The following is a 15,657-nucleotide window of genomic DNA, read 5'->3' on the forward strand; positions in this document are numbered from 1 at the left end:
GGTCCCTGCAAGGCGCGGCTATAGGCTTTTGAGACCGCGAGTCCAGATGAAGGGTGGCGGTTCAGGACCCAAGTGGCCCGTCGGCAAAGGGAAAATTCTGCCACCAGGGCTGCATCTCGCGCAGCACCCGGGCAAAACTCGGCCGCGCCTCCAGCCGGTCGAGATAGGCGCCCAGCACCGGATGGTCGGTGCGCAGCGGGACGATCTTGTCGGCATAATAGAGCGATGGCGCCGCTGCGCAGTCGGCGAGGGTCAGATGGTCGCCCGCTGCCCAGGTCCGACCGGCCAGCCGTGTCTCCAATAGGCCGTAAATCTTGTGCAGCGCCGCCTGATGTTCCCCTGCTCCATGGGGGTCGCGCGCGTCTTCCGGTCGCAGCCGGTTGCCGACCAGGCCCTGCATCGGCGCCATCACATAATTGTCGAACAATCGGTCCATCAGCCGTGCTTCGAGCGCTGCGTCGCCAGCCAGCGGGATGGGATGAAAGGTACCGGGCTCGTGTCGCCCCAGATATTCGATGATGATGCTCGCTTCGGCGATTGTCGCGCCGCGTACAGGATCGTGCAGCACGGGAAACTTGCCCAGCGGCCAGAGTGCCAGCCATTCCGCGACTGCCGCCTCTTCTTCCAGGATGCGTGGGATAAAGGGTGTGCCATTTTCATAGAAGGCGATCAGCACTTTCCAGCAATAGGAGGAGAGCGGGTGATAATAGAGGATCATGCGTCGATCTCCTCGGTCGGGAATCGGGGCGTGGTTTCGCTTGCCTGTGCCGGCTATAGCGCAGCGATCCGCGCCTGCGCAGCCTGTGCGTCATGCGGGCCGCGCCGGCTGGTGGCTTCCCGACGGCGGTCATCAAAATGTCATGGCTTTGCGGCTCGCCAGGCGCGGCAAGGATTTGCGTGGCAAGCCAAATTTATTTTAAATTCGCACATCGCCCCCTTGTCTTTTTCGGGCGCCTTGTAAGTCCGCGCGTCGCTGCGGTGCGATGTGTCTGGTTGTCGATGAAACGAATCGTGGCGGCGACGAACCGAGTCCCTGAAATGTCATTTACCCTCTTGCGTGTCGGGTGGGGTGTGGCACTATCTATGGTATCGGGTTAACGGGGGTCACCCAACAGATTGTGATTGCAAGGCCGGACTTCGTTTTCGGCGCGGGGCTTTTTTGTCTCTGCAATCTGCTCGGTTGGGCCTTTTTCCGTCCCCGTGACGGACGGTTTCTGCTATGCGTTGCGGTTCTCCGCAGGCGGCTGAACCGAATCGAACGGAATAGGAACATTCGGGGGCTCGCATGGATTTTCGAGATAGTGGACAGGGTGGTAACGGCGACGTGGCGACGGTGATGGACGAACGGGTCGAAGAGACGACGGCAGCGGCCGAGGCCAAAGCGGATCCGAAGGCGCAGGCCAAGCAGGCATCCTCGTCTTCGACGATTCATGCGCGCCGTTTCCATGTCGTGACGGATGCGTCGCGCGATGCGCTGCTGACGGAATTCGGCAAGGATACGCTGAACGACCGCTATCTGCTGCCCGGCGAGAGCTATCAGGATCTCTTCGCCCGCGTCGCCGCCGCCTATTCGGACGACGCCGACCATGCGCAGCGGGTCTATGACTATATCTCGAAGCTCTGGTTCATGCCGGCGACGCCCGTGCTGTCGAACGGCGGCACCGGCCGGGGTCTTCCGATCAGCTGCTATCTGAACAGCGTCGACGACAGCCTGGAAGGCATCGTCAACACCTGGAACGAGAATGTCTGGCTCGCCTCGCGCGGCGGCGGCATCGGCACCTATTGGGGCAGCGTGCGCGGCATTGGCGAGCCGGTCGGCCTCAATGGCAAGACCAGCGGCATCATTCCCTTCGTCCGCGTGATGGACAGCCTGACGCTGGCGATCAGCCAGGGCTCGCTGCGCCGTGGCTCGGCGGCCTGCTATCTCGACGTCTCCCACCCGGAGATCGAGGAGTTCCTCGAAATCCGCAAGACGTCGGGCGACTTCAACCGCAAGGCGCTCAACCTGCACCATGGCGTGCTGCTGACCGACGAGTTCATGGAAGCGGTGCGCGACGGCACGGATTTCAACCTGCGCAGCCCCAAGGACCAGTCGGTGCGCGGCACCGTCAATGCCCGTGCGCTGTTCCAGAAGCTGGTCGAGGTCCGCCTCGCCACCGGCGAACCCTATATCGTCTTCTCCGACACGGTGAACCGGATGATGCCCAAGCATCACCGCGACCTGGGGCTCAAGGTCTCCACGTCGAACCTCTGTTCGGAAATCACCTTGCCGACGGGTCGCGACCATCTCGGCAATGACCGTACGGCGGTCTGCTGCCTCTCTTCCATGAACCTGGAAACCTGGGACGAATGGAAGGACGACAAGAAATTCGCGGAAGACATCATGCGCTTCCTCGACAATGTGCTGCAGGACTATATCGACCGTGCGCCGCCGGAAATGGCCCGCGCCAAGTACAGCGCCAGCCGTGAACGCTCGGTGGGCCTGGGCGTGATGGGCTTCCACAGCTTCCTCCAGGCGCGCAACATCCCGTTCGAGGGCGCGATGGCCAAGTCGTGGAATCTGCGCATCTTCAAGCATATCAAGGGCCAGGTTGACGAAGCATCCATGCAGCTTGCGGTGGAGCGCGGCCCGTGCCCCGACGCCGCCGACCAGGGCGTGATGGAACGGTTCAGCTGCAAGATGGCGATCGCGCCGACCGCGTCGATCTCGATCATCTGCGGTGGCACCTCGGCCTGTATCGAACCGATCCCGGCCAATATCTACACCCACAAGACGCTCTCGGGCAGCTTCGCGATCAAGAATCCCTATCTGGAAAAGCTGCTGGTGGCCAAGGCCAAGGACAGCACCAATGTCTGGAATTCGATTCTCGAGCGCGGTGGTTCGGTCCAACATCTCGATTTCCTGAGCCAGGAAGAGAAGGACACGTTCAAGACCAGCTTCGAGATCGACCAGCGCTGGCTGCTCGAACTGGCCGCTGATCGCACGCCCTATATCGACCAGGCGCAGTCGCTGAACCTGTTCATCCCGGCCGACGTCGAGAAGTGGGATCTGCTGATGCTCCACTTCCGGGCATGGGAACTGGGCATCAAGTCGCTCTATTATCTGCGCTCCAAGTCGGTGCAGCGCGCCGGCTTCGCCGGTGGCGTGGAAGCGGACAACACGATCGACGCGCCCAAGTTCGAGATCGGCGAGACCACCGACTATGACGAGTGCCTCGCCTGTCAGTAAGCAAAATAGCTGTCGCCCCGGCTGAAGCCGGGGTCACAGGCTGGAAAGCCGCCGACTTCGACGGCGCAATCAAAATCATTAGGACACGTCGCCATGCCCCTTCTTCAAGCCTCCAAGGTCTACAAGCCCTTTGAATATCCCTGGGCCTATGAATTCTGGAAGCGTCAGCAGCAGCTCCACTGGCTGCCCGAGGAAGTGCCTCTGGGCGAGGATTGCCGCGACTGGGCGCAGAAGCTGTCCGACCATGAGCGCAATCTGCTGACCCAGATTTTCCGCTTCTTCACCCAGGCCGACGTGGAAGTGCAGGATTGCTACCACGAAAAATATGGCCGCGTGTTCAAGCCGACCGAGATCAAGATGATGCTGACCGCGTTCAGCAACATGGAAACGGTCCATATCGCCGCCTACAGCCATCTGCTCGACACGATCGGCATGCCCGAAAGCGAATATTCGGCCTTCCTCCAATATAAGGAGATGAAGGACAAGCATGACTATCTGGCGACCTTCGGCGTCGACAGCGACGAGGATATTGCCCGCACCCTCGCCATGTTCGGCGGCTTTACCGAAGGGCTGCAGCTTTTCGCCTCCTTCGCCATGCTGATGAACTTCCCGCGCTTCAACAAGATGAAGGGCATGGGCCAGATCGTCACCTGGTCGGTCCGCGACGAGACGCTGCATTGCGAGGGCATCATCAAGCTGTTCCACGCCTTCTGCGCCGAACGCCAGTGCCTGACCCCGGCGGTCAAGGACGACATCATGGACATGTGCCAGAAGACCGTCCGGATCGAGGATGCGTTCGTCGACCTCGTCTTCGAAATGGGGCCGGTGCCCGGTATGACGCCCAAGGACATCAAGAAATATGTCCGCTACATCGCCGACTGGCGCCTGGGCCAGCTGGGCCTCAAGCCCATCTACATGATCGATGAGCATCCGCTGCCCTGGCTGACCCCGCTGCTGAACGGCGTGGAGCATGCCAATTTCTTCGAAACCCGCGCCACCGAATATAGCAAGGGCGCGACCCGTGGTCAGTGGAACGACGTCTGGGACGCGTTCGATCGCCGCAAGAAGCTCAAGGGCAGCGAAGCGGCCAATGCCGACGAAAGCGACCCGGACATGTTCAAGGCCGCCGGCATCGCGGCGGAATAAGCGTCCGACCAGGTCGAGGGGAGGGGAGGCGCGGGGAGCGCCTCCCCTTTTTTGTGCGCTTCCAGAGAGTCCCCGCATCGCGTCCATAACGGACCAGTTTCGCGCCGGAATGTCGATGTCCTGCGCTATGGTCCGGCCATGACCGCGCCGACCGATCCACCGCCCCAGACTGCCTATGTCTTTGTTTGCAATGTCTGTGGTTGCGATCAGGTCACGCGGGAGGCGTGGGCTGCCTGGGATGTCGCGAGCCAGGCCTGGGTGCTGAACACCGCCTTCGACTTCGCCTATTGCCATCTCTGCCTGGGTTATGCGCAACTCGATCGGCTGGTATTGAGCGGTCCGCCGCCAACCCCGCCCGACGGCGGCGTCGCCTTTCCACCCGCATCGGGCTGACCCGGCCAGTGACGCTTCCTTAACGGCGGCGCCCTTATGCCGGTCAGCATGTTCGGCGTTCGCCTCCGCTCCCTTTTCACCAGCCGCTGGATGGCGTTGCTTTGGGCCGTGCTGGTGCTGCTGAGCGCGATTCAGTTCGTGGGCAGCGATGGCGGCGATCAGGCCGGCGCGGATCAGGCCGCGATCGCAGCCCAGGACGGCCTCGACAACAGTCAGCGTGCCGCCATCGCCAACGCGTTCTGACGCGCCGGGCGGGCGTCCCGCTATCGCTGTCCTATGCCTTTGTGCAGGCCTATGATGCTGTCCCGCCGGTCCACGGCTGCCAGCGGCGAATGGTTCTGAAATGACAAGAGCTGGAAATTAAATATCAGAATGTGCGGGAAATGTGCGAAGTTAAGCCCGCCATTTCCTACATCGGTTACCGGCCTCGCTTCTTTTGTTCCGTTCGTGCAACATCTGTTCAGCCGCGGCGTTCTACCTTGCCCTGGTCTGCAAGAATCGAAAAGGGACAGGACTATGCGTCGCTTTGCCAAGAGCATGATTGCCGCGCTTTCATTGGGCGCCATGGCGTTGACCGCCATGCCCGCCACCGCCCAGCCAGGCCAGGGCCGGCCCGGCGGCCCTTCGTCGAGCCATGGCGGCCCCGGTGGTCCGGGTGCGCAGCGTCCGCCCAGCCATGGCGGCCCCGGTCCTGGCCGCGGCAATGCCCAGCGGCCACCCCAGGGCGGTGGACCCGGTGCGCAGCGTCCGCCGCAACCCGGCCGGCCGGGGGCAGGCCGCCCGCCCCAGCCGGGGCGTCCCGGCAATGGTCGTCCGCCCCAATATGGACAACCCGGCAACCATCGTCCGCCGCCGCCACCCCATGGCGGCTATCGTCGTCCTGGTCCGCCGGTCTATGGCTATGACTGGAATCGTCCGGACCCGCGCTATGGTGATCGCTATCGTCCCGATCGCTATTATCGCGGCGGCTATGCGCCGATCCGGGTCGACCGCAACATGCGCATCTATCGCGGCTATGACGACCGCTATTATTGCCGCCGTTCGGACGGCACCACGGGCCTCATCATCGGCGGCGCGATCGGCGCGCTGATCGGCGGCCAGCTCGATCGCGGCTATTCCAACACGGCGGGCATATTGATCGGCGGCGGCGCCGGCGCACTGCTCGGCCGCGAGATCGACCGCGGCAGCCTCAGCTGCCGCTAGTCTGGCGAAGGGGGCGATGGCGCCCCCTTTTCAGCACCAGGGGTGGCGGCGCCCATCCCAGGGTCGGGCCAGTCCTTCATCGACCAGTTGCTGGCCGATCGACCGACCGTCGCGCGTCACGATTCGCAGCGCGCGGCCATAACGGTCGGTCGCCCGTCCCTCTATCTCCAGCGAGAAGGGGCCGGCATTCATCAACTGCTGCAACCGACTGGTCGCCCGTGCACCCAGTGCCCCTTCCTCCGGACAGCGCGGCCCATGGGTTTCGGGCGTGTCGATGTCGGCGATCCGGTATTTCTCGTCCCGGAACCAGAAGGTGTCGCCATCGACGACGCAATTGGTCCCGCCGCCGCTGTGGCAATAGCCGAAATCGGCCGACAGCCGGTCGGCGCTGGCGCCCGATTGGTGAACGCTCGTCGATGTCGTCGGCATGGCGACCCCGGGCGCCAGTCGCGCCCACCAGTCGGGCGCCTGCCAGCCGATCATCATCCCCAACGCCAGCACCAGCGCGAGGGTCTTGCCGCTGAAACCGCTGCGTTGGGGCGCTGGGCGACGAAAGCGCGCCTGCCCGGCGCGCGCTGCTTCCCGGCGCCAGAGCGTGTCGATGCGGTCAGGGGTGAATCGGTCGGGACGTCTGGCCATGGCGCGCGCCTAGCATGCCAAGCGAAAACAGTGGGTTAAATCTGATCCGTCTTGTCGCCATTTCGGCCGAAGCGGGATTTGACCGGGATCAATGTCAGGATCGCGGTGGGCAGCATGATGCGCGCGCCTCAGTCCATGGAGATCGCCGCATGAATGCCGCCGCGCCGCCCAGCCCCTATCATCGCATCGGCGGCGAACCGGTCGTGCGTGCCATCGCGAACCGCTTCTATGATCTGCTGGAAAGCGACCCGGCCTATGCCGAGCTACGCGCGCTCCATGCCGCCGACCTTTCCGTCGTGCGCCATGGTCTCGCCCGCTTCCTGTGCGGCTGGCTTGGCGGCCCGCGCGACTGGTTTCAGCGCGGCATCTGCATCATGTCGCTACACCGCAGCTTTCCGATCACGCCCCAACTGGCCGATCAATGGGCGACGGCAGCGGCCTGCGCGATCGCCATGCAGGAGGATCTCGATACCGACATTGCCGACGCCATGGCCGAAGCACTCGGGCACATGGCGCGCGGCATGATCAATTTCGGTCTCGCGCCCGTCAGGGGGCAGGCCGGCTAGGCCCTATTCGTCGTCCTCGTCCCGTTCCTCGGCCCAGTCGATCGCGTCATCCTCGTCGATCTCGTCTTCCTCGCCCTCATCCTCGTCGTCCATCCGCGGCTCGCCGTCGAACGCGCCTTCATCGATCCAGCCGGACCGGTCCATTTCGTTCATCTTGTCGACCAGGTCGGGGACATCGTCGGGGATGATCTGCGCCGGGTTGGGCCGCCCGCCATGCTCGCTCTCTTCGCTCAGGTCGCTGGTCCGGCCCAGCGCATCGTCGGCGACGTCATTAGCCTGGCTGCCGGCGTCGGCCTGTTCGCTATTTTCCTCGCTCTCGTCGGGGAAGGGGCGATTGTCGGGAAGCGTCATGGCGAGTCTCCTTGAAAGGGCGTGCCTGTGCCCAACGATCACTCCTTTTCTCCGTTCCGCGCAAGGGGGCAGGAAACGGGCTGGACAGGGCCGGACCAAGGGGGCAAAGGCCGTCGCGATCCTTTTCGCCCCGATCCTTTTTGCACCGCAACAGGAATCCCTCCATGTCCCGCCAGCTCATTTCCTCCGGCTCGCCCTTCGAGGCGCAGGTCGGCTATTCGCGCGCCGTCGTCCAGGGCGACTGGTGCTTCGTCGCCGGCACCACCGGCACCGATCCTGAAACCAAGATCATGCCCGACAGCGTGGTCGATCAGGGCGTCAACGCGCTCAAGGTGATCGGCAAGGCGCTCGAAGACGCCGGCTTCTCCTTTGCCGATGTCGTGCGCGTCACCTATTATATCACCGACCCTGCCTATTGGGACGATCTGGGCAAGGCCACTGCGCCCATCTTTGGCGAAATCCGCCCGGCCGCCAGCTGCGTCGTCGCTGGCCTGATCAAGCCGGAGATGAAGATCGAAATCGAAGTCACCGCCTTCAAAGGGTAACAGGGACACATCATCATGATTACCATGTACGGCATCAAGAATTGCGACACGATCAAGAAGGCCCGCAACTGGCTGGATAATGAGCGCGTCGCCTACAGCTTCCACGACTATAAGGTCGCGGGCGTCGACAAGGCGAAGCTCGAAGAATGGGTGATGGAGCATGGCTGGGAAACCATCCTCAACCGTTCCGGCACCACCTTCAAGGCGCTCGACGCCGGCGACAAGGCGCATATCGACGCGGACAAGGCGATCCTGCTGATGATCACCAACCCCTCGATGATCAAGCGCCCGATCCTCGACACCGGCAAGGGCACGATCGTCGGCTTCAAGGCGACGACCTATGAAAACGCGCTGAAAGGCGTGATGGCGTGATCGGACGGGGGCTGCTGGGCATCGGGGCATTGCTGATGATGGGCCTGCTTCCCCTTTCCGCCGTCCGGGCCGCCGACCCGCTGATCATCGCGCATCGCGGTGCCAGTGGCGAGCGGCCCGAACATACGCTCGCCAGCTATGAGCGGGCGATCGACCAGGGCGCCGACTATATCGAGCCGGACCTGGTCCTGACCAAGGATGGCGTGCTGGTCGCCCGGCACGAAAATGAGATTGGCGGCACCACCGACGTCGCCGACCATCCCGAATTTGCCGATCGCAAGACGACCAAGACGATCGACGGCATCGCAATGACCGGCTGGTTCACCGAGGATTTCACCCTCGCCGAACTGCGCACGCTGCGGGCGCGCGAGCGCCTGCCCGATCTGCGCCCGGCCAATGTTCGCTTCAACGACCTTTATCTCATCCCGACCTTCGAGGAGATATTGAAGCTGGTCCGCGCCAAGGAAGCGGAGCAGCATCGCCGCATCGGCCTCTATCCCGAAACCAAGCATCCCAGCTATTTCGCCGGCATCGGCCTGCCGCACCAGCAGGCGCTGCTCGATCTGCTCGGCAAATATGGCTATACCAATGCCGACGACCCGGTGTTCATCCAGTCGTTCGAGGTCGGCAATCTGAAGGCCCTGCATGAAGCTACCCGGCTGCGCCTCATCCAGCTTGTCGATGCCGAGGGCGGCCCTGCCGACGAGCCCGGCACGACCTATGCCGACATGATGAGCGTCTCCGGGCTGGAGGCGATTGCCGGCTATGCCACCGGCCTCGGCCCGTCCGCCGCCATGGTGCTGGCCCCCGAAGGGGCGACCGCGCTGGTTGGCCGTGCCCATGATGCCGGACTTCAGGTCCATATCTGGACGCTGCGGATGGAAAACAGCTTCCTGCCCGATCAGTATAAGCGGCCGGACGATCCGCAGGGCCGGGGCGATTTTGCCGGCTATGTCCAGGCGATCGCCGCGACGGGTGTCGATGGCATTTTCAGCGACTTTCCCAAGCAGGCGCGTGATGCCTTGGGCGGCACGAAGCCCTGATCGGCGACGTCGCGAAAATTAAAGCGGATTTTCCCTTCTCTACCCTGCGGCTCGACTTGCCAAAGCCGGGCCGCAGGCGAATAACGAACAGACCATGTTGTCCCAGAAGACCCGTTACGCCATCCGCGCGCTCCAGCATCTTGCCGACCGCTATCGCCAGGGGCCTGTGCCTCTCAACGAGATTGCGACGCGCCAGAATATCCCGGCGAAATTCCTGACGGTGATTCTGTCGGAACTGTCGCGCGAAGGGCTGGTCGCGACCCAGCGCGGCCGCGACGGCGGCTATTGGCTGGCCCTGGCGCCGGTCGATATCAGCTATGGCGATATCGTTCGTCTTACCCGGGGGTCGCTGGCGCTCACGCCCTGCGCCAGCCGTTTTGCCCATGAAAGCTGCACCAACTGCCTGCCCGAAAGCGAATGTCGCCTGCACCGGGTGATGCTGCGCGTCCGCGACGAAACCGCCAAGGTACTCGACAGCATCAGCCTGGCCGAACCCTTCGCGGCCGAAGGGTTGGGGTAGGGGCACTCAGCCCCGCTTTTGGGCGAGCCAGATGGTGCGGCCGCCGCAACTTTGGTCTTCAGCGACATGATCGACGATTGCAAAGCCGGTAGCATCAAGCCGCATCCGATATTCTTCAGGCGACAGGCTGCCATGATAGAGCGGTTCGCCTTCCAGTTCACCGATCGCGCTGCCCTCCTTCGGACCGCTGGTGAACATCAGCGGCGCTCCCGGCTCGGCATGCGCGGCAAAGCGGGCGAACAGGCTGCGCTGCTCCTTGGGCGACAGGTGGAAGAAGCTGTCCCAGGCGATCAGCCCACCGAACCGCTTGTCCAGGGCCAGTTGGCGCATGTCCGCGCACAGCGCCGGCGTATCGGGCATATTCTCGCGGAACAGCGTCAGCATGGTCGCACTGCCATCGATGCCGGTAACGTCAAAGCCGCGCCGCGCCAGTGCGCGCGCGATCGGCACGCCTGACCCACATCCTATGTCCAGCACCGTGGCGCCGGGGGAGAGCAAGCGACAGAATCGATCCAGCCAAGCACCTTCCGTCGGCCGATCGCCTCGCAGGCCGGCCCACGTCCGCCCGTGCCGGTCATAGATGGCGATGATATTTTCTTCGATGCCGTCATTCATGGGGGCCGCCTCCAGCAACAGCATAGGACTAGTTGCCATCGTTCGTCATGATGCCATGTGCCAGCCCTTGCGCTCGCCCCGCCGCTTCGCCACATCGGCAGCATGACCACGCCGCCGCTCAAAGCCGTCCTGATCCCCGTCACCCCGTTGCAGCAGAACTGCACCCTCTTCTGGTGCACGGAAACGATGCGCGGCGCCTTTGTCGATCCGGGCGGCGACCTGCCGGTGCTGAAGAAGGCGGCGGAGCAGCATGGCGTCACGATTGAGAAGATCCTCGTCACCCACGGCCATATCGACCATTGCGGACAGGCCGGCGTGCTGGCCCGCGACCTCGATGTCCCGATCGAGGGGCCGCATGAGGAGGATCGTTTCTGGATCGACCGGCTGCCGCAGGATGGCGAGCGCTGGGGCATTCCGGGCGAAAGTTTCGAGCCGGACCGCTGGCTGGTCGATGGCGATCAGGTGACGGTCGGCAATCTGACCTTCGACGTCTATCATTGCCCGGGCCACACGCCGGGCCATGTCGTCTTCCACCATGCGCCGAGCCAGCTCGCGATCGTGGGTGACGTCTTGTTCAAGGGGTCGATCGGCCGCACCGACTTCCCGCGCGGCAATCATCAGCATCTGATCGATGCGATCACCGGCAAGCTCTGGCCGCTGGGCGGGCAGACCGCCTTCGTCCCCGGCCATGGCGAGATGAGCAATTTCGCCTATGAGCGGCGGACCAATCCTTTCGTCGCGGATTCGGTGCTCGGTTAGACGCGCGCCATCGTTGGCGGCGCTGGGATGGCCCGTGTCGCGCTATAGGCGACATAGAGGGCGGCGATCGCCAAGCCGATCATCACGATCCAGGTGAGCAGCGCGCCGCCCGCGCGCCAGACCGTCGGCTTGTCCGCGTCCATGCCAAAGCCATGGGCGATTCGCGCCAGCGCATAGATCATCGCCCCGATCCACAGCCATAGCGGCGCGCCGATCGCCATTTCGATGAGGCCGAAGAGAATCAGGATGATCGGCGTATATTCGATGAAATTGGCGTGCGCCCGCATACGCCGGGCCAGCAGCATGTTTCCCGAGTCGCCGTGCAAAAGCTTCGCACCCACCCGGATTCGGGCGCAGCGGACCGCCAGCCAGAAATTGATGAATGCACAGGCCGCAGCCAGCGTAAGCGTGATCGGCAACAACATCGGCATCCCCTTATCCAATGGCCGTCACCATAGGCGCCGCGGTCTTGCGGGCAAGGAAGGACTTGCACCATCTTCAAAAACGGCTATAGGCGCAGGGCTTCGCGATCACCCGGGCCGCATGGTCTGCGGCACCCGTGCCGTCGGCGCTTCATTCGGAAACCGGCCAGTCGCATAACCAGATTTAGTTACGGAAACAGGTGCCGACATGGCTGTCCCCAAAAGGAAAACATCCCCGTCCAAGCGTGGCATGCGTCGCAGCCACGATTCGCTGCGCGTCGAAGCATTCCAGGAATGCTCGAACTGCGGTGAACTGAAGCGTCCGCATAACCTGTGCGACGCCTGCGGCCATTATAACGGCCGTGAAGTCGTCGCCGTCGGGGCGTAAAGACTTTTCGATCTCCGCAAAGGGGTGATCTCAGTGTCCAGCCAACCGCGAATCGCAATTGACGCGATGGGCGGGGATGAAGGCGTGCGGGTGATGATGGCGGGCGTTGCGCTCGCTCGTCGCCGGCACGAAGGACTCCGCTTCACCCTGTTCGGCGACGAAACGCGGATCAAGGCGGCTCTCGACAACCACCCCAATTTGCGGGCGGCGTCGGAAGTCGTCCATTCCGATACCATCGTCGAAGGCGCCGACAAGCCCAGCGTTGCGATTCGCAAGAAGAGCAGCTCGATGAGCATGGCGATTCATGCCGTGAAGTCGGGCGATGCCGGGGCCGCTGTCTCCGCCGGTAATACCGGCGCGTTGATGGCAATGGCGAAGCTGGCGCTACGAACCATGCCTGGCGTCGATCGTCCGGCGCTGGCGGCCATGCTGCCGACGCTTGGCGACAATGACGTTATCATGCTTGACCTTGGCGCCAATACCGAGTGCGACGCGCGTAACCTCGTTCAGTTCGCGGTGATGGGTGCAGCCTATGCGCGTATCGCCTTCGACCTGGAACGGCCGCGCGTGCGTCTGCTCAACATCGGTACCGAAGAGCTTAAGGGTACGGATGAGATTCGCGATGCCGCCGCTGTGCTGCGGGCGGCAGATGCGTTGCCCATGTCCTTCGACGGCTTTACCGAAGGCGACAAGATCGGTCGCGGCGATGTCGACGTGATCGTATGCGACGGCTTTTCCGGCAATGTCGCGCTCAAGACTGCAGAGGGTACCGCGCGTTTCGTCGCGGACGTGCTGCGTCGCGCTTTCACCAGTTCGCTGCGGTCGAAAATCGGTTTCCTGATTTCAAAGCCGGCAATGCATTTGCTGAAACATCATCTCGATCCGAACAATCATAACGGCGCGGTGTTCCTGGGCCTGAATGGCGTGGTCGTGAAGAGCCACGGCAATGCCGATGCCAAGGGCGTGGCCAACGCGGTTCATGTCGCCGCACGCCTGCTGGAAGAGGATATCACGCGACGGATTGCTGCCGACATGGCGGGCGTCCAGGGGCTATCGGCCGTCGCGTCCAAGGTGGAGATGCCCGTCAAGTGATCCGTCGTTCCGTTCTCTTGGGCACGGGTTCGGCCCTGCCGGCCCGCCTTGTCACTAATGCGGAATTGACCGAGACTGTCGACACTAGCGACGAATGGATCGTCGAACGCACCGGCATTCGCACCCGCTATATAGCCGGTGAGGGTGAGACAACGACGACTCTGGCGGCGGATGCCGCGCGCCGCGCGCTGGATGCGGCGGGACTGGCCGCATCGGATATTGATCTGATCGTGCTGGCGACGGCTACGCCGGATCAGACTTTCCCTGCCAGCGCGACATTGGTGCAGGCATCCCTGGGTATCGATGATTGTGTCGCATTCGATGTCGCGGCCGTCTGTTCGGGCTTCCTTTATGCGATGACCGTCGCCGACTCGATGATCCGCTCGGGTGCTGCCCAGCGCGCGCTGGTCATCGGCGCGGAGACCTTCAGCCGTATTCTCGATTGGGAAGATCGCGCCACCTGCGTCCTATTTGGTGATGGCGCCGGTGCGGTCGTGCTGGGGGCGGAGGAAAGCGCGGATGGTGCGCGCGGTATCCTGGCGTCGAAGCTGCATGCGGATGGCCGGCACAACCAGCTCCTATATGTCGACGGCGGTCCTTCGACCACCCAGACTGTCGGCAAGCTGCGCATGAAGGGGCAGGAAGTGTTTCGTCATGCGGTGGTGAATCTCGCCTCCGTACTCAAGGAAGTGATGGCACTGGCGGACATGACGCCGGCCGACATCGACTGGCTGGTGCCGCATCAGGCCAATGCGCGCATTCTCGACGCCACCGCCCGCAAGCTGAAGCTGTCGCCGGACAAGGTCGTCGTCACCGTCGACCGGCATGCCAACACATCCGCAGCTTCGGTGCCCCTGGCGCTGGACACCGCCATGCGGGATGGTCGCATCAAGTCGGGCGATCTTCTGGTATTGGAAGCGATGGGTGGCGGCTTTACTTGGGGTGCCTGCGTCCTGCGCGTATAGACGCTGCGTCGGACAGGAAATCGCCAGCCCAGTTTCGTCGCCGGATCGAATCGCTTAACCGTCTTTGTCTTGCGCCCCGCTTGCCGAATCATTGAAGATGGATCACATTTGCCATGCAGTCATCTATTGCGGATGATTGGGGGGTAAATTTGGGGACATAGGATGACCGGCACAGGTACTCTGACCCGCGCGGATCTGGCGGAGAGCGTCAATCGTCATATCGGTCTGTCCCGCGCGGAGGCTGCGGCGCTGGTCGAATCGATTCTAGAGCATATGTCCAGCGCGTTGGAGCGCGGCGAAAATGTGAAAATTTCGAGTTTTGGGACATTTGTCTTGCGTGACAAGACAGAGCGCATGGGGCGCAATCCCAAGACCGGGATCGAGGTACCGATCGAACCGCGCCGGGTCCTGACCTTTCGCGCCAGTCAGACGATGCGGGATCGTGTCGCGGACAGCTAAAATTCCAGGAAAGCGCTTTTTAAATATTCGTCCTGATTTACTATAGTTGACCTTAGCTCGACTATGGGTGCAACATCGTGCCATGAACAAGGCAGAGGGTGCATTTCTGACCATCAGCGAACTGGCGAGCGAGCTTGGTCTTCCCCAACATATTTTGCGCTATTGGGAAACCCGCTTCCCGCAACTGAGACCGCTGCAACGATCGGGTAATCGGCGCTATTATCGGCCGGGCGATGTCGCATTGGCTCGGCGCATCAACCAGTTGCTCAACGTCGAAGGCTTCACGGTGAAGGGCGCGCAAAAGGCGCTGGCGGATGGTGGCGATACAATTGTGCCCGATGCGCTGCAGGGGCAGGCAGCCGTCGATAGTGGAGATTTTCTGGGCCGGCTGGAGACGATTCGCGCTGGTCTGGCGCGGGCGATCGGCGAAGAGGGCAACTCTTAGAGCATGCGCGCATAGATCAGGTCGCGAAAGGGCACATCGCCGACCATGAAGGTCAGCTCGCCAATCTCAGTAAAGCCATGACGGGCATAGAAGCGGCGTGCCCGGTCATTCTGTGGATAGACGGCGAGCAGTAGCCTTTGCGCGTTCCGGGCTCGAGCTTCTGCCTCGACCAATGCCATCAGCCGATCGCCCTGACCGCCGCCTTGCCAGCCGCCCAGCAGGTAGATGCGTTTGAGTTCGACATCGTACCGGTCGTCCGTCGCGATCGGAAGGTCGGGTGGCGTGATCAGCGCATAGCCGACCGGTGCGCCCATCGGCGTTTCGCCAATCAACAGGGTCTGCGCCGGATCGGACAGGGCCGCCAGATAATAGGCTTCACTGTGGGCGTTGCGGATATGGGTAAGCAATGCGTCGCCGGGATGATCATGGGCGAAACTGGCAAGAAAGGTCGCTCCGCCCAAGATCGATAGTGCCGGCGCATCACGCATTTCTGCCCGTCGCCAGT

At 62.9% G+C, this 15,657-nt stretch carries 22 protein-coding genes; 16 read left to right on the forward strand and 6 right to left on the reverse strand.

Features of this window, described 5'->3' with window-relative positions; genetic code table 11:
* Window positions 1–61 precede the first annotated feature (61 nt).
* Complete coding sequence (locus PMI04_RS03785) at window positions 62–718, reverse strand: glutathione S-transferase family protein (RefSeq protein WP_007711219.1); 657 nt, start codon at window positions 716–718, stop codon at window positions 62–64.
* A gap of 618 nt (window positions 719–1,336) precedes the next feature.
* On the opposite strand from PMI04_RS03785, the gene PMI04_RS03790 reads away from it, so the two are divergent.
* The 5 genes from PMI04_RS03790 to PMI04_RS03810 all read left to right on the forward strand — a co-directional run bounded on the left by PMI04_RS03790 (window position 1,337) and on the right by PMI04_RS03810 (window position 5,971).
* Window positions 1,337–3,229 (forward strand): ribonucleoside-diphosphate reductase subunit alpha, encoded by a 1,893-nt coding sequence (locus tag PMI04_RS03790; protein WP_037486697.1) that lies wholly within the window; start codon window positions 1,337–1,339, stop codon window positions 3,227–3,229.
* A gap of 93 nt (window positions 3,230–3,322) precedes the next feature.
* A complete protein-coding gene (locus PMI04_RS03795) occupies window positions 3,323–4,375 on the forward strand; it encodes a ribonucleotide-diphosphate reductase subunit beta (protein ID WP_007711216.1) in 1,053 nt (350 codons plus the stop codon).
* Window positions 4,376–4,513: 138 nt separating this feature from the next.
* The gene (locus tag PMI04_RS03800; RefSeq protein WP_007711215.1) at window positions 4,514–4,768 is read left to right on the forward strand and encodes a hypothetical protein; all 255 of its coding nucleotides are present in this window, start codon (window positions 4,514–4,516) and stop codon (window positions 4,766–4,768) included.
* A gap of 36 nt (window positions 4,769–4,804) precedes the next feature.
* Window positions 4,805–5,011 (forward strand): hypothetical protein, encoded by a 207-nt coding sequence (locus PMI04_RS03805; RefSeq protein WP_007711214.1) that lies wholly within the window; start codon window positions 4,805–4,807, stop codon window positions 5,009–5,011.
* Window positions 5,012–5,284: 273 nt separating this feature from the next.
* Window positions 5,285–5,971, forward strand: coding sequence for a glycine zipper 2TM domain-containing protein (locus PMI04_RS03810; protein WP_007711213.1), 687 nt, complete (start codon window positions 5,285–5,287; stop codon window positions 5,969–5,971).
* Between the two features lie 30 nt (window positions 5,972–6,001).
* Here the strand turns inward: PMI04_RS03810 and PMI04_RS03815 are convergent, their stop codons facing one another.
* Window positions 6,002–6,610, reverse strand: coding sequence for a thermonuclease family protein (locus tag PMI04_RS03815; RefSeq protein WP_007711212.1), 609 nt, complete (start codon window positions 6,608–6,610; stop codon window positions 6,002–6,004).
* Window positions 6,611–6,759: 149 nt separating this feature from the next.
* On the opposite strand from PMI04_RS03815, the gene PMI04_RS03820 reads away from it, so the two are divergent.
* Window positions 6,760–7,176 (forward strand): globin, encoded by a 417-nt coding sequence (locus PMI04_RS03820; RefSeq protein WP_007711211.1) that lies wholly within the window; start codon window positions 6,760–6,762, stop codon window positions 7,174–7,176.
* 3 nt (window positions 7,177–7,179) lie between these two features.
* Here the strand turns inward: PMI04_RS03820 and PMI04_RS03825 are convergent, their stop codons facing one another.
* Window positions 7,180–7,527, reverse strand: a complete 348-nt coding sequence (locus PMI04_RS03825; protein ID WP_007711209.1) for a hypothetical protein — start codon at window positions 7,525–7,527, stop codon at window positions 7,180–7,182.
* Between the two features lie 164 nt (window positions 7,528–7,691).
* On the opposite strand from PMI04_RS03825, the gene PMI04_RS03830 reads away from it, so the two are divergent.
* From PMI04_RS03830 to PMI04_RS03845, 4 genes are all read left to right on the forward strand, one after another.
* Window positions 7,692–8,072 (forward strand): RidA family protein, encoded by a 381-nt coding sequence (locus PMI04_RS03830; protein ID WP_007711207.1) that lies wholly within the window; start codon window positions 7,692–7,694, stop codon window positions 8,070–8,072.
* Between the two features lie 15 nt (window positions 8,073–8,087).
* Window positions 8,088–8,444: an ArsC family reductase gene (locus PMI04_RS03835; protein ID WP_007711205.1), complete on the forward strand. Its 357-nt coding sequence runs from the start codon at window positions 8,088–8,090 to the stop codon at window positions 8,442–8,444.
* A 38-nt stretch (window positions 8,445–8,482) separates the two neighbouring features.
* On the forward strand, window positions 8,483–9,487 hold the full coding sequence (locus PMI04_RS03840; protein ID WP_238535940.1) for a glycerophosphodiester phosphodiesterase: 1,005 nt from the start codon (window positions 8,483–8,485) through the stop codon (window positions 9,485–9,487).
* Between the two features lie 94 nt (window positions 9,488–9,581).
* Complete coding sequence (locus PMI04_RS03845; protein WP_004209947.1) at window positions 9,582–10,007, forward strand: Rrf2 family transcriptional regulator; 426 nt, start codon at window positions 9,582–9,584, stop codon at window positions 10,005–10,007.
* Between the two features lie 6 nt (window positions 10,008–10,013).
* Here the strand turns inward: PMI04_RS03845 and PMI04_RS03850 are convergent, their stop codons facing one another.
* Complete coding sequence (locus PMI04_RS03850) at window positions 10,014–10,661, reverse strand: methyltransferase domain-containing protein (RefSeq protein WP_238535937.1); 648 nt, start codon at window positions 10,659–10,661, stop codon at window positions 10,014–10,016.
* A gap of 63 nt (window positions 10,662–10,724) precedes the next feature.
* On the opposite strand from PMI04_RS03850, the gene PMI04_RS03855 reads away from it, so the two are divergent.
* Window positions 10,725–11,381, forward strand: coding sequence for an MBL fold metallo-hydrolase (locus PMI04_RS03855; RefSeq protein WP_007711198.1), 657 nt, complete (start codon window positions 10,725–10,727; stop codon window positions 11,379–11,381).
* On the opposite strand, the gene PMI04_RS03860 is transcribed toward PMI04_RS03855, so the two are convergent.
* Window positions 11,378–11,806, reverse strand: coding sequence for an MAPEG family protein (locus PMI04_RS03860; RefSeq protein ID WP_007711197.1), 429 nt, complete (start codon window positions 11,804–11,806; stop codon window positions 11,378–11,380). The two genes, PMI04_RS03855 and PMI04_RS03860, sit on opposite strands and share 4 nt — an antisense overlap.
* A gap of 205 nt (window positions 11,807–12,011) precedes the next feature.
* Between PMI04_RS03860 and rpmF the strand changes: the two genes are divergently transcribed.
* From rpmF to PMI04_RS03885, 5 genes are all read left to right on the forward strand, one after another.
* Window positions 12,012–12,191 carry a 50S ribosomal protein L32 gene (gene rpmF, locus PMI04_RS03865; RefSeq protein ID WP_007711192.1) on the forward strand — a complete coding sequence of 60 codons (180 nt, stop codon included), beginning with the start codon at window positions 12,012–12,014 and terminating at the stop codon, window positions 12,189–12,191.
* A gap of 66 nt (window positions 12,192–12,257) precedes the next feature.
* A complete protein-coding gene (gene plsX / locus PMI04_RS03870; protein ID WP_037486682.1) occupies window positions 12,258–13,283 on the forward strand; it encodes a phosphate acyltransferase PlsX in 1,026 nt (341 codons plus the stop codon).
* Window positions 13,280–14,248: a beta-ketoacyl-ACP synthase III gene (locus tag PMI04_RS03875; protein WP_007711188.1), complete on the forward strand. Its 969-nt coding sequence runs from the start codon at window positions 13,280–13,282 to the stop codon at window positions 14,246–14,248. Before plsX ends, PMI04_RS03875 begins: the two co-directional genes overlap by 4 nt.
* Window positions 14,249–14,410: 162 nt before the next feature.
* Entirely contained in the window at window positions 14,411–14,707 is a 297-nt protein-coding gene (gene ihfA, locus PMI04_RS03880) for an integration host factor subunit alpha (protein ID WP_007711186.1), read from the forward strand.
* A gap of 82 nt (window positions 14,708–14,789) precedes the next feature.
* Window positions 14,790–15,152, forward strand: a complete 363-nt coding sequence (locus PMI04_RS03885; protein WP_007711184.1) for a MerR family transcriptional regulator — start codon at window positions 14,790–14,792, stop codon at window positions 15,150–15,152.
* On the opposite strand, the gene PMI04_RS03890 is transcribed toward PMI04_RS03885, so the two are convergent.
* Complete coding sequence (locus PMI04_RS03890) at window positions 15,149–15,640, reverse strand: GNAT family N-acetyltransferase (protein ID WP_238535936.1); 492 nt, start codon at window positions 15,638–15,640, stop codon at window positions 15,149–15,151. The two genes, PMI04_RS03885 and PMI04_RS03890, sit on opposite strands and share 4 nt — an antisense overlap.
* Window positions 15,641–15,657 lie beyond the last annotated feature (17 nt).

The organism is Sphingobium sp. AP49 (genome assembly GCF_000281715.2).
Taxonomy (GTDB): Bacteria; Pseudomonadota; Alphaproteobacteria; order Sphingomonadales; family Sphingomonadaceae; genus Sphingobium.

Bases quoted from the DNA above. Each gene is read 5' to 3' on its own strand.
- PMI04_RS03785 (WP_007711219.1), bottom strand. From the start codon at position 718: ATGATCCTCTATTATCACCCGCTCTCCTCCTATTGCTGGAAAGTGCTG.
- PMI04_RS03790 (WP_037486697.1), top strand. From the start codon at position 1,337: ATGGACGAACGGGTCGAAGAGACGACGGCAGCGGCCGAGGCCAAAGCG.
- PMI04_RS03795 (WP_007711216.1), top strand. From the start codon at position 3,323: ATGCCCCTTCTTCAAGCCTCCAAGGTCTACAAGCCCTTTGAATATCCC.
- PMI04_RS03800 (WP_007711215.1), top strand. From the start codon at position 4,514: ATGACCGCGCCGACCGATCCACCGCCCCAGACTGCCTATGTCTTTGTT.
- PMI04_RS03805 (WP_007711214.1), top strand. From the start codon at position 4,805: ATGCCGGTCAGCATGTTCGGCGTTCGCCTCCGCTCCCTTTTCACCAGC.
- PMI04_RS03810 (WP_007711213.1), top strand. From the start codon at position 5,285: ATGCGTCGCTTTGCCAAGAGCATGATTGCCGCGCTTTCATTGGGCGCC.
- PMI04_RS03815 (WP_007711212.1), bottom strand. From the start codon at position 6,610: ATGGCCAGACGTCCCGACCGATTCACCCCTGACCGCATCGACACGCTC.
- PMI04_RS03820 (WP_007711211.1), top strand. From the start codon at position 6,760: ATGAATGCCGCCGCGCCGCCCAGCCCCTATCATCGCATCGGCGGCGAA.
- PMI04_RS03825 (WP_007711209.1), bottom strand. From the start codon at position 7,527: ATGACGCTTCCCGACAATCGCCCCTTCCCCGACGAGAGCGAGGAAAAT.
- PMI04_RS03830 (WP_007711207.1), top strand. From the start codon at position 7,692: ATGTCCCGCCAGCTCATTTCCTCCGGCTCGCCCTTCGAGGCGCAGGTC.
- PMI04_RS03835 (WP_007711205.1), top strand. From the start codon at position 8,088: ATGATTACCATGTACGGCATCAAGAATTGCGACACGATCAAGAAGGCC.
- PMI04_RS03840 (WP_238535940.1), top strand. From the start codon at position 8,483: ATGGGCCTGCTTCCCCTTTCCGCCGTCCGGGCCGCCGACCCGCTGATC.
- PMI04_RS03845 (WP_004209947.1), top strand. From the start codon at position 9,582: ATGTTGTCCCAGAAGACCCGTTACGCCATCCGCGCGCTCCAGCATCTT.
- PMI04_RS03850 (WP_238535937.1), bottom strand. From the start codon at position 10,661: ATGGCAACTAGTCCTATGCTGTTGCTGGAGGCGGCCCCCATGAATGAC.
- PMI04_RS03855 (WP_007711198.1), top strand. From the start codon at position 10,725: ATGACCACGCCGCCGCTCAAAGCCGTCCTGATCCCCGTCACCCCGTTG.
- PMI04_RS03860 (WP_007711197.1), bottom strand. From the start codon at position 11,806: ATGTTGTTGCCGATCACGCTTACGCTGGCTGCGGCCTGTGCATTCATC.
- rpmF (WP_007711192.1), top strand. From the start codon at position 12,012: ATGGCTGTCCCCAAAAGGAAAACATCCCCGTCCAAGCGTGGCATGCGT.
- plsX (WP_037486682.1), top strand. From the start codon at position 12,258: ATGGGCGGGGATGAAGGCGTGCGGGTGATGATGGCGGGCGTTGCGCTC.
- ihfA (WP_007711186.1), top strand. From the start codon at position 14,411: ATGACCGGCACAGGTACTCTGACCCGCGCGGATCTGGCGGAGAGCGTC.
- PMI04_RS03885 (WP_007711184.1), top strand. From the start codon at position 14,790: ATGAACAAGGCAGAGGGTGCATTTCTGACCATCAGCGAACTGGCGAGC.
- PMI04_RS03890 (WP_238535936.1), bottom strand. From the start codon at position 15,640: ATGCGTGATGCGCCGGCACTATCGATCTTGGGCGGAGCGACCTTTCTT.